This is a genomic window from Paenibacillus sp. YSY-4.3 (genome assembly GCF_054767475.1).
Genome location: NZ_BAABMC010000011.1, coordinates 1 through 13,172 on the forward strand (window position 1 = coordinate 1; position 13,172 = coordinate 13,172).

Annotated in this window: 5 protein-coding genes; all 5 read right to left on the reverse strand. The window is 42.5% G+C overall.

What is annotated here, in order from left to right:
• Window positions 1-8,196 (reverse strand): amino acid adenylation domain-containing protein (locus ACYUJT_RS23170; RefSeq protein ID WP_460326857.1); only part of this gene is annotated, 8,196 nt, incomplete at its 3' end.
• Window positions 8,197-8,210: 14 nt separating this feature from the next.
• Window positions 8,211-9,653: a cysteine peptidase family C39 domain-containing protein gene (locus ACYUJT_RS23175; protein ID WP_460326859.1), complete on the reverse strand. Its 1,443-nt coding sequence runs from the start codon at window positions 9,651-9,653 to the stop codon at window positions 8,211-8,213.
• Between the two features lie 237 nt (window positions 9,654-9,890).
• Window positions 9,891-10,940, reverse strand: coding sequence for a hypothetical protein (locus ACYUJT_RS23180; RefSeq protein ID WP_460326861.1), 1,050 nt, complete (start codon window positions 10,938-10,940; stop codon window positions 9,891-9,893).
• Window positions 10,941-10,952: 12 nt separating this feature from the next.
• Window positions 10,953-12,266 (reverse strand): ABC transporter substrate-binding protein, encoded by a 1,314-nt coding sequence (locus ACYUJT_RS23185; RefSeq protein WP_460326863.1) that lies wholly within the window; start codon window positions 12,264-12,266, stop codon window positions 10,953-10,955.
• A 25-nt stretch (window positions 12,267-12,291) separates the two neighbouring features.
• Window positions 12,292-13,170 (reverse strand): ABC transporter ATP-binding protein, encoded by an 879-nt coding sequence (locus ACYUJT_RS23190; RefSeq protein ID WP_460326865.1) that lies wholly within the window; start codon window positions 13,168-13,170, stop codon window positions 12,292-12,294.
• Between the last annotated feature and the right edge of the window lie 2 nt (window positions 13,171-13,172).

Sequence of the window (13,172 nt, forward strand, 5' to 3'; positions counted from 1 at the left end):
CTCTTCCGCCGGGTTGGCCGATGCTGATGCTTCCACCAGCTTATGCAGCACTGCCTCCCGCGGATAATCAGCAGCTGTGTTATGCTGCAACAGCATTATTTGCTGCTCACCCGTTGTTAACATCTCTAGATTGCCTAACCGCACAGCCGAGGTACTACAAATCCCCTTAAGAAGCTGAAGAAAATGCTGGCCCATTCTCTCCACGGTTTCCTTGCGATACAGTTTCGTACAGTACTCAAAGGTAAACTCAATCTCCGAATCCGTCTTGACTGCCTGCAATAATAAATCCAGTTTGGAGGCTCCATAATTAATCTCACGAGGAATCATACTCATTTCTTCAACCTGAATGGTCTCCAGTTCCCCTGCCTGCAGAACAAACATCGTGTTAAATAACGGATTTCGTCCCAGGTTTCTTTTTATGCCCAGACGCTGAACAAGCTCCTCCAGTGGATATTCTTGATGCTCTAATGCCTTTAAGACCTTATCTTTAACTCTGTGGAGTAATCGATCCAAAGGCATATCGTCCTCTATGGTAGTCCTCATCGCCAGCATATTAATGAACATTCCTATAATGCCTTCCGTATCCTTAGCCGTACGCCCCGCGACTGGCGATCCTACGATAATATCTGATTGACCGCTATATTTGTGAAGAAGCAATGAATAAGCCGCAAGCAGAATCATATAAAGACTAGTATTCGTGCTGTTACCCAGTCGTTGCAGCTGCACCATCAGGTCTTTTCCTGATCCAAAAAAAATGCGATCCCCTTCAAAGCTCTGCTGCAGCGGCCTTGGGAAGTCAGTAGGAAGCTCCAGCACCGGAATTTCACCCATGAATTCATTTAGCCAGTATTGCTCATGCAGGTTAACTGCCCCGCTTGTATATCTGTTGTTCTGCCATTCCGAGAAATCCTTATATTGGATGCGAAGCTGAGGAAGCTCCCTACCCTCATACAATGCCGCAAATTCATCCCCGAAAATCCGGATAGAAACTCCATCGGAAATAATGTGATGCATATCAAATAGGAGATAATGCTGTTTATCAAGAAGAGATACGATATGCAGTCGGAGCAACGGAGCTTGTTCCAAATCAAACGGACGCACGAATCGGGTAATTGTATCTGACAATTCCTGTTCGTCGTTACAGGAGCTTTGTTCCAGAACAAATGGCACTTCGGCCTGTATGATCTGAATAGGCTCCCCATCAATTGTGCTAAACGATGTTCTGAGCGATTCATGCCTCAGAATCAAGGATTGTATGGCCCCCTTCAGCCGATTAAGGTCATAATCTCCCTCTATTTTGACTATACCCGGCATATTATAGCCAAGGCTGTCAGGATCGAATTGGTACAAAATATACTGTCTTTTCTGTGCGGATGATACTGGATAAAATGCTGCCGGTGGAGCCGGTTCGATTCGTGCAGGAGCGCCTGCTTTATGTTGGCCTTGACGAATAATCTCTGCTATTTGTTGGATCGTTGGGTTCATGAAAATCGTCCTTAAGGTCAACTCAACCTTAAATTCATCATAGATTTTGGACAACATTAATGCTGCTTTTAAAGATTGTCCACCCAACTCAAAGAAGTGATCCGTTACATGAATTCGCTCGTTTTGCAGGATATTACTCCAAATCTGCAATAGCCTTTTTTCTGTTTCATCTGCGGGTTCAGCATAAACTCGCTCTGGCTGGATAAATTGTTCACCCAGCGGCAGCGCTTTACGGTCTAATTTGCCATTAGGAGTCAGCGGCAAAGCATCCATCGGGACAAAAAATGCGGGAACCATGTAATCCGGCAGTTTCCTTGATACGTACAGGCGAAGCTCCGAAACGCTTAACTTCCAATCCGCCACAATATAAGCGTATAAATTGATTTCATTAATGCTATTTTGTCTTGCGATAACAATTGCTTCACGAATGGCTTCATGTTCCAGAAGACAATGCTCGATTTCCCCTGGCTCCACCCTGTAGCCCCGAATTTTCACCTGCTGATCCATTCTTCCAATAAACTCTAATGCTCCGTCAGTCCTCCACTTCACCAGATCGCCGGTTCTATACATTTTCTCCCCGGATCTGAACGGATTATCTACAAATCTATCGTTTGTCAGATCTGAATTGTGCAAATATCCCTGAGCTACGCCGTCTCCACCTACAACCAATTCACCTGGGACTCCAACCGGGAGCAATTTCCCCGATGAATGCATCACATACGCTGTAGAATTCGAGATCGGCTTACCGATAGGAATTAATTGTTCCGTATGAGCTTCAAGCCAATAGCTGGTAGAAAAAGTAGTGTTCTCCGTTGGTCCGTACACATTAATGATTTGCAGCCCAGGGCACTTTTCCTGAACAGGGCGTACGGAATATGAAGACAACGCTTCTCCTCCGACAACAAGATAATTCACTCCGCGAAATACGGAAGGAGATTCATTCGAAAGCTGGACAAACCATGGGGTAGTCATCCAAATCATATTGATTTCATATTGCTCTATTGAAGCCCTAAGGCTTCTCTTATTCAATAAATTATTTGAATCCACGATCACCAAAGTTCCACCATTCAGTAATACGCCGAATAGTTCAAAGGTTAGGGCATCAAATCCAACGGCTCCCGTCTGCAGCATCCGTACACTTTGATCTAAAGGCACATAGTTGTTGTTCATAACCAGTGATACTACGTTGCGATGGGTTACCATAACCCCCTTCGGACGGCCTGTCGTACCCGAAGTATAAATAATATAAGCCAAATCCTCAGGATCGTTTGCCAGATCATTGCTACCAGCCATATAGCAAGTCTCTAGACGGTCCAAATATAAAACTTCACCTGTATAAGACAAGACTTTTCGTTGGGTGGCATGCTTCATAATTAAAAGAGCTGCTTCGCTATTTTGCAGCATATATTCTACCCGCTCTTCCGGATAATCAGCATCAATAGGAATGTAGACTCCTCCTGCCTTTAATACCGCCAAAATCGCTATGACCATTTCTATTGACCGATCAATCAGAATTCCTACAGGCGTCCCCCGTTCAATTCCCTTCCCCAGAATCGACTGTGTTAACTGATTTACCCTTACATCCAGCTCGGCATAAGTCAAAGTCTCGCGTTCATTCTGTAAAGCAATATGATGGGGAGAGCGATTCACTTGAGCTACAAACAAACTGGAAATCGAAGCATCTCTGGGGTAATCAGTCAACGTATCGTTGAACTCATGAAGGATCTCCCTCTCCTCTTCCTGGGTCATCATTTTGATGTCATTCAACAACACCGCTTTATCAGCACAAACCTCTTCAAGGATATTTATGAAGTGGCCCGCCATTCTTTTGGCCGTACTCTCCGAGTACAAATCTGTGCTGTACTCAAGAGCAAACACAATATCCTCCTCTCGCTCCATTCCGTACAAGGTCAAATCAAACTTGGAAATTTTGTTGTCGAACTCATATTTCGTTACATCCCAAGCATTGTTTCCAAGAATATTCAACTGTTTATTAAGAAAAACAAATGTATGCTCAAACAGTTCTGCACCATCCATGTCCTTGTGGTGTTCCAGCATATTCATTAATTCTTCCAGCGGAAAATCCTGATGCTCAAATATATCCATTGTTTTTAGCTTCAGTTCCTGGATGTAGGAAATAAACGATTTGCTGCCTTTAGGATAGTTCCGGATCGGCAGCGTATTTGCGAACAGCCCCATAACAGCCATTTCATCCTGGTCTTTTCTCCCCAGCACAGGAGTTCCAACGATGATATCCTCCTGGCCTGAATACCTGGATAGCATGATATTGTATGCAGCTAAAGCAATAATAAAAGGAGTAACTCCGCTATCGGATGAGAGTTGATGGATCTGATCTGCCAAACATTTTTCTACGGTAAAAATGATTTGATCTCCACAATATGTTTTTACAGGAGGCCTAGGATAATCAACCGGCATTGATAACACCGGTACCTTCTCTTCAAATTCAGACAACCAAAACTGCTCATTTATACGATGCTGATTTGTTTTTTGCATGTTTTGCTGCCGAACAGCTATCTCTTTATAACTTAGGTTTAGTCCCTTAAGCGGCCTGCCCTGCAGCAGCTCCAGAAACTCCGTAGAGAAAATAGTTGCCGATACACCATCGGAAATCAGATGATGCAGATCGAACACTAGTATTGAACCTTCAGACCGAGTATGAATTAGCTTTACCCTAAACAATGGTGGAACTCCAACATCAAATGGCTGGACAAAAGAACTGGCCGCTCCCTGAAAATGACCGTCTTCGCACCATTCCTCCTGTACAATTACCTTGATATCTTCATGGATGCATTGAACAGGCTGACCTTCAACCCACTTGAAAGAAGTTCGTAAAATTTCATGACGCTTAACAAGCTGTTGCAGGATATCCTCAGCTGTTAAAGCCTCGATATTCTGTTGAAGCATAACAACAGCCGGCATATTGTAAATCGTATGGTTGGAATCAGTCATTTCAATTTGCAGTAGGATTCTTTTTTGCTGTGATGTTAAGGGATAGTAGGATTGCGTTTCAGTAAGCGGAATCTCTGAGGATGGTACTTCGTTATCGTGGTGTGTGTGATGCTCTAAAATAAAAGCAACCAGTTGATTCGATGTCGGGTTATTAAAAATATCGGATATTTTTAACGTAATGTTCAAATTGCTCTCCAGTTCATCAATGACATTCAGCGCGCTTATGGAATCTCCGCCTAATTCAAAAAAATCACTGTCCGCATCAAATTCTTCATATCCTAAAACATTCTTCCAAATCATGTACACGACTTCGTCTACGGGTGTATCTATAGCTCCAGATCTGCTTGCCTGCTCAGATGGGCCATGATGATAAATCGGCTGCTGCTTTATGCCATTAGATATCCGTTCAGAGAAACGCATCATTCGCAAACTCTCTAACGGAGCCACCATCGAAGTATTTAATCTTCCGAAAATCATGTTTGTCCTATTCGTCGTAAACAAATAACGCTGCAAAGCTTGTAAGGCCGTATCGGGTAGTAATAGATCAAATAACTGCTTGCTAATTAGTTCTTCTCCCAATTGTGCACGTACGAATTCCCATGCCGGCCAATTAATAGATAAAGTTCTTGTATGATTTGCTTGCCGATATGAAGAGAAGCTATCCAGGAAGCTATTGCCCGCTGTATATGCCCCAATGTACTTTCCGCCAACCAAGGAAGCCGCTGAGGAACAAAGAACAAAAAAGTCTAGCCGGTCTTGACTTGTTAGCTGGTGCAAAAGAAGGGTGCCTTGAATTTTCGGAAGCAACACCTGCTCCAACTGCTCCAGAGAATCTGAAACAAGCGAACTTATTGTCCCAACTCCTACTCCGGCACAATGAAAGATTCCTCGAATAGTCCCATACTTCAACCGTATAACTTCAAGCTGCTTTCTTAGCATCTGCTCATCTGTAATATCGGCCTGATTAATTTCAAGTTTGGCCTGCCGAGAAATTAATCGGCTAACCCTTTGTACTTTCTCCTTCAGATCTTGCCTTTCATTCCCGTACATAATATTGTCCCATTCCATTCTGTCCGGGAACTCCGTTCGATTTAGAAGCACAATATGAGCATCGGGGTTCAAGGAAAACAAAAATTCCGCTATGTATAAACCGATATTGCCGAATCCTCCCGTGATTATATAAGCCCCGGAACTTTGAATGGAATTCACCCCTGCACTGGTATTGGACTCGTACAGCACTTCATCCTCAACCTTGTCCATCACTTCTACATACCTTCGGCCTTGCCTGTAGCCGACAAGATAAGGAGGTGAATTAAGAGAAATTTCCGCTATAAGCTGCGCCCCCCCAAGTTCTGCGTCCAGATCAATTGCCCGGCATTGAATGTTCGGATATTCTTGAGAAATGGACTTTCCCAATCCAAACATGGCGGCTGCATAAGGTTGTTGGGCAGAATCAGCGATGCTATGAACCTGATTGGATACCAATACGAGTTCTATCGAATTCTTCAAGCTGTGAATGGCCTTCAGGAGATGATATAAGCTATACACCCCGTCTTGCAGTACAGAATCCAGCTCAGCTGTATGAACAGGATCACCGCTAAAACGGAGGGATGATAAATGAATAATCAGACTAATGCCTCTATCTTGTATCTCGTCAGCCAGTCTTTGATATCCCTCCTCCGAGTGTGCAACGGAATCAAGTTCATATACATTCTTTTTCTGCTTTCGAAGCTCTTCTATCAGAGAATCGCTGTACTTAGAAGCATCCTTAATCACCAAAATATTCTGATGTAATAATGAATTTTCTGCGGATGCAGCCTCTTCTTTCCATGTGATTTTATAGAAGCACGATTGATCGTCAGGGATACTTATCCAGCATCTTTCCCTACAGAACGGATAAACTGGCAGGCTGATTTTATACCGGTCTTCATCTTTGTAGAGCTGCTCCCAAGGAATTTCAGCCCCGTTTATATAGTGGCGGGTAATGGTTAGTAATTGTTCTTCATCCCGATGAATTGTAAAATCCAAAATTGCTGCATCCAAGCTGTCCTTAAGACTGGATTTATCATAAGGAGCCCAGAGCAAATTTGTCAGCAGCCGGTTGCTCATATACTCCTTATCAAGCAGCAGGCGGCCCAGCTCCTCTAACAGTTGTTCCTTGGATTCGACAACTACAGCAATTCGATACAAATAATGATGCCGTCCTGTAGTTAAGGTGTAGCAAAGATCTCTTAAATCCATCTCTTCCTCTCGGAGAAGCTGATCATACTTATGGATCAGTTGGTACAGAGTCCCCTTGTCCTTGGCGGAAAGCGTGAAAAGCTCCGAATGCTGCACATCCTGAACAGTTCGGCTATGCACAGTCTGAGGCGCTTCCTCAACGATGACATGACAGTTGGTTCCGCTAAATCCAAATGAACTGACTCCGCCTCGTCTTGGTGTGTTTTGTTTTTTCCAATCCGTCAATCGATCTACCACGTATAATGGTGATTGATCGAAATCGATCATTTCATTAGGGGTATGAAAATGCAAATTGCCCGGGATTTTCTCATGCTTTAATGCCAAAGCAACTTTTAATAAACCGACTATTCCGGCAGCTGAATCCAAATGCCCGATATTAGTCTTAACTGAACCCACACCGCAAAAGTTTTGAGCAGTTGTAAATTTTGAGAAGGCATTGGTAATTCCCTGAACCTCTATGGGATCGCCCAGTTTAGTGCCAGTTCCATGCGCTTCAATGTATGAAACGGTATCGGGCTCAATGCCTGCGGCAGCCCATGCTTTAATGATGACCTCTTCCTGGGCTTTAGGATTCGGCGCAGCAATACTCATTGAAGCACCATCATTATTCACAGCACTTCCTTTAATTACAGCATAAATATGATCGCGATCTTTCAGCGCTTGATCCAGAGGCTTAAGCAACACCGCCGCTGCTCCTTCCCCCCCGCCTGTCCCATCTGAACTATTATCAAATGTCTTGGTCCTTCCAGTGCTGGATTCAATGCCAAGCTCAACCGGACTTTTAACCGGAAGCAAATTTATCTTTACTCCTCCTGCAATAGCCATGTCACACTCTTTGTTATTAATGCTTTGACAGGCCATATGGACGGCGACCAGCGAAGAAGAGCAAGCAGTATCAACAGCAACGGATGGGCCCTTTAAATCAAGAATATAAGAGATTCTGCTGGGAAGAAAGGATGGCAAATTCCCTACGCTAGACAGCCCAAGGTAACCTGGCTCTGCCTCTTCGATCATGCTGCGATAGGTTTCCCCCTGCGAAATGCTGCCAACAAATATCCCTGTATGCGTCCCCCTTATTTTCAATGCACAACCCGCATCCTCAATCGCTGACCAGGCGGTTTGCAAAAAAAGGCGTTGATTGGGGTCCATCAAACTGGCTTCTTTAGGAGATATTCCAAAAAATTTATAATCAAATTTATCAATTTCGTCCAAAAAAGCATACTCTACAAATCTATGAGCTTCATCGCCAGTGAACCGTTTACTAAAGTTCAGGTAGCGAATAATGTCGCTTTTTCTGGAGTCAGGAATTTCTCTAACACAATCTTTTCCTTGCACAAGGTTATTCCAGAAGGCTCTGTAATCTTCTGCAAGAGGCAAATAGGATGATATACCGATAATGGCAATATCCCGGACCGACCCGGCCATCTCAGATACATTTTCAACATGCTCGGTCTGGCTATTGTCAATCTTCTCAAGAAACTCGAATATGTTGTCGTTCATCATCATTCCTCCTATTAAGACTTTTTCACTAATGATAGGGAAAATATGTGCAGATTCGGATTATACGGCAATGTAACCGCATACATTTTTTCTTCGTAAATTGGGATTTCCTGCATATATAAATTGACTGGTTCTGCCAGTTTATTAGAGCCTTTCCATAATATCTGGTGATTAAAACGAGGATTAATAACAATCCAGTCTGAAATTTCAATGTCAAAATCGGAATTCTTATGCTCATACTTCACAGTCAGCTTCTCAATGCTGTCGCCCCATTCAGAAGTTGCAGCGATCATAATACAGGCATATTCTCCTGCCGGAACATCAATACTTTGACCCATGCAGATGATGTTATCATTGCATCCGGGGCCTGCTTCTGGAAATTTGAAATGGGAAGCTTTGTAAAGCTTATCCAGTGGAGTCTCACGCTCGGCAATATAATCTCCGGTTCCATCAAAATTTGCGGTACATGCTGCTGATATTTTTAAACCTTTATTATTAAAATGGCAGGATAGATCAACGAAGGTGGTATGTTCTAGAGAGGCAGTAGCGTTATGAGGATTCCACTTCATGGCTGGGGCTGTGTTTTCATAGGAGGGGACACAACCATGCTTCAATACCAATTTAATCATGTGGACAAAATCCCGCTCTAAAGCAAATACTAGTTTCAGCTTATCTAATAATCTGTGGTTATATAGTTCAAAGAGGGTATCATCAATTACAAGGGAGAGCTTCTGAATAACATTTCTTAAGATGGCCCATTCATAGGCAATCTGCCTGGCTAGCCTAGCGACCGGTTCCACAACCGGAACGTAGCTGCTTATAAATTCGATAGCATCTGCACATGATTTCCGGCCAAACATACCCTGATTAAAATTTTTATAAAATGGAGTTTCCCAGTATTCCTCGTATCCCTCCATTTCTCTTTTGAAATCAAAAGAGGCTGTAATGTCTTGTATGAATTGTTCAAACTCGGGAAGTTTTGTGTTGTCGATGATGTGATTAAATGTTCGGAGTGCGGTATCCCAATTTGCTGTAGGGGTAAAATCAATGTGAGGACGACTTATGGATAGCAGTTTACCATTATTCCCACGAATAAAATGATCCACAGGCAGCTCTTGAATTTGTTCTGAGAAGATAGGATCTACACAATAGAAATTGTGATTGGATTCGTTGTAGCCAACAATTAAAGTGAAGTGAGGAAAATGTCCGGTCAAATAGCGATTTCCCCAAATAGTCCAATAGGCATCCAAGTATATTAATACAGGTCTGTTATTATGTAGATTATCAATTATTGCTTTATGTAACTGGCCTGAATTTCCTTCCTGCTCCCGTATAGCCAAACCATTGCAGGTTTCCAATAGGTCGGGGGCATATCCCACGGAAATTTGAAGTCTTTCTCCATAACGTTTTGTCTCATCTCTTTCGTAATTAAATTCCCATGATTCTGCATATAACATACAGTATTCTACATCCCAACTCCTGCAGACAGAATGAAGTATGGCCTGAGTGCAATCTCTCCCTGAAGTGAAGTCAGATATTGGCTTTATAGGAATTATCAATATTATTCACCTCAAATTTAGTATAATACCTATTCTATGTCGAAGTAAGGTATAATATGTCACATTATTAAATTTTATTTAATTTTTTAGTAATTAAAAAAGCTAGCGCTATTAAATAGCGCCAGCTTCTCCCTCCTATTCGGAATGTTTAATCCATTTTTCAATTAATGATTGCTCTAATTGTGCCATTTCGGGGAGTTTGAAATAAATGTGCTCGATTAGCGTTTTCTGATTTGTTAGGGAATATTTGATCATAGCATTTCGTAATCCGAATAATTCCTGTTCCAAATTTCGAAATTCCTCTACTTCCCCTTCACCGAGCTCTGTATGCCCTTGTTCTTTCATGTATTGGACTCTTTTCGTCATAAGCTGCTTGTGCTCCCACAAATTATGCAAATAACGAATATCATAGCCTGCCTCCTCTTTAAGAAGAAGTTCATAATATTTCTGAATATAGCTATAACACTCCATACCGTAAACACGATCCCAAGGCTCTCTCAGCATAGCAAACCAATTCGATGTATTATCTCCATTCAAATATTCCTTCAACGTACTTAATACCAACTGCTTGTTAAATGAATATTCAACCGCCAAATTCAGCTCGAAAATTTGAATAGTATTAAAGATGTCAATGCTTGCAGGATGCAGTTCCTGGTGGAACTCATTAGCTGCAATTATATCCCCCACGCCTTGATAAGCCGATAATAATTGCTTGTAAGTCAGCACAGAGGATACGTACTGGCCGTTCTGATCAAAGCCAAGAATATGGAAAGCGGAAATATCGTCATCATAACCGTAAATAAAATTTTCATGTATAAAGCTGAATTTTTGATACGCTCTTCTATTGACGACATAACGCTCATCCAGATATAAATGCACGTACTTGCCATTATTAATACAAGCTTTTATCAATGTCACGATATCTGCGGAAATATCTTGAAGTGTATTTCTGAATATTTTTTCATGCTTCAGCCAAGGTGAAACGGAAAAATCGTAAGAATAGAATGTAAACGGAACGGGACTGTTCTTAAAGTCTTTATCAAAGCATACCTGGATAAAATTACTCATAATCCACGGATATGTCCTCTCGTTGTTCCCTAGGATGCTCAGAGGATAAGCAAAGAAGAGAAATCCTTTTGCAGCTGGTTCGCTAATGGGTAATAGCACTCTTGGAATAACGACCACCCTCTCCTGTTTCTAATCCATGATCCGGATTGATTGCTGTTGCTGCTCTATCATCCACTGCTCATTAATACTTTTAATCTGCTGCTGGAATTCCCCTCTGATTTCCATATCACCCGAGTATAAACTATAGCCGGGATCCATAAAAATAGCGGTTAATTTCATGAGGACATTAAAATAACCCGGTGTGGGAGGCGCGAGCCCCAGCGAATCCTTATTGTTGTTCAATATTTCCCTTACTGTCTCTGTAAAGCTAGGATCTGCAAATAAATTCTCAAATGCGGTAAACACCTTTTCATCCGAGAAGGTAGGAAGAGTGACTCCGCTCCGTACCATTAATTCTCTAGCCTCCGTACTGCTTGATAAATATTTTAGAACCTCGATGGCTTCCTTCGTAAAATTACTTTTGGTAGATACCGCAATGGGCTCTAATGTGCTTATTCCCTGTTGTGATTGATCTCCTCTCGGGAAGGATACAACACCGATATTAGGTACCTTCTCAAAAGTTGAAGTAAGCAATGCAGAGCTGTTTATCATCATACCAGCTGTCCCATCCCGAAAACTCGGATTTACGGAGAAGCCGTCAGATAAAGTCTCGCCGATACGGCCGTCAATTTTGCCGTTTTTGAATAAGTTAGTCAGCATTTCATAGCCTTGGAGAGCTGCTTCCTCATCAAGAGCCAACTGGGTTTCACCCTCTTTGAACGTACTTCCGCTGTAGGCTCCCCCAATTGTATAATACAGCATTGGACCGTTCTCAATACCAACAGTTCCAGCTGATGAATTCGTTAGCTTCTCGGCAATGCTGGCAAAATCGTTATAACTCCAACCCATGGCCGGATAGCTAAGTTGAAACTGATCAAACATATCCTTATTGAAATAAACCAGATAATGCTCGTAAATGAACGGAAGCGCGTATAGCTCACCATCATATCTCAAGTTGTCCAAATTAACATAGTAATCGCTTAGGCTCAAGGAGTCAGCGTATCCTTCGAGCGACTCGACATATTTGGAAATGGCCACCTCACTAATACCTATTGATGAAGGTAGCCATAGTAAATCCACCTGCTCATTGCCTTCATATAATTCATCAAGCTTTTTCAACTGCTCTTCTTCTTCGTTAATCGAAATCATTTCTACCTTAATCTCAGGATGTTGACTGTGAAATTGATCCAGTACGTTTTGAATAACATCCGCTCTTTCATTGTTTTGGTTAAAAGTATACAGTTTCAAGGTGTTCGTTTCTTTCTTGGTAGACGTTGCCCCTATCCCGTTACAGCCTGCAAGAACCACAATACATATTAACAGCAGCAATAATTTCCTTTTCATGAGTCACCTCTTGTATTTTAATTATTTATACTGGGGAAGTCATAATAATTTTTCCATCAACAAGCTCAAGCTTCACCTTATTAGTATCCTTCACATTAATAGATTCAAGATAGGATCTCGGGATTTGAACACGTCCTGCCCTGTCTAAAATAGCATATTCAACGTGGGTATCCTTCTCGGAAAATACCTTTCCTTCCTCGATTTCGGCAAGCTCCTCGGCATAAGATTTACGCCTCAGCATCTCCGATGATATCTTCCCGTCCCTAATAGCAACTACGCGATCCACTTTTCTAGCCAGCAAGGGGTCATGCGTGACAATTACTATCGTAATTCCGATAGTACGATTCAAATCACGAAACAGGTCGAGAACCTGATCGGCCATCTGTGAATCAAGCGAACCCGTAGGCTCATCAGCCAGCAGCAATTTGGGCTCATTGGCTAAAGCAATTGCAATCGCTACTCTCTGCTGTTCCCCGCCAGACAGCTCATGCATCTTATTATGCTTGCGGTGGGAAAGACCAACAGCCTCAAGCAGTTCCAAAGCCCGTTCTTTGCGGCGTCTCGATTTGAGCAAGATCGGCAGCTCCACATTTTGTATAGCCGTCAAATAGGGAACCAGATTGCGGGCATTGTTCTGCCATACAAAGCCGACGCTCTCCCGTTTATACTTGACCAGATCTCGCTCACTCATCTTCAGCATGTCCTTGCCATCAACGTTCAACTTACCGGCCGTTGGCTTGTCAAGTCCTCCCAACATATTCAAGAGCGTTGATTTGCCGCTGCCACTATTGCCAATGATGGCTGTAAGTTCCTGTTTTTCAACCGTAAGATCCAGTCCCTGCAATGCGAATACTTCCAGCTCTGCGGTTTTGTATATTTTAACAAGCCCCTCACAGTGAATCATAA

Bases quoted from the DNA above. Each gene is read 5' to 3' on its own strand.
- ACYUJT_RS23190 (WP_460326865.1), bottom strand. From the start codon at position 13,170: ATGATTCACTGTGAGGGGCTTGTTAAAATATACAAAACCGCAGAGCTG.
- ACYUJT_RS23185 (WP_460326863.1), bottom strand. From the start codon at position 12,266: ATGAAAAGGAAATTATTGCTGCTGTTAATATGTATTGTGGTTCTTGCA.
- ACYUJT_RS23175 (WP_460326859.1), bottom strand. From the start codon at position 9,653: ATGTTATATGCAGAATCATGGGAATTTAATTACGAAAGAGATGAGACA.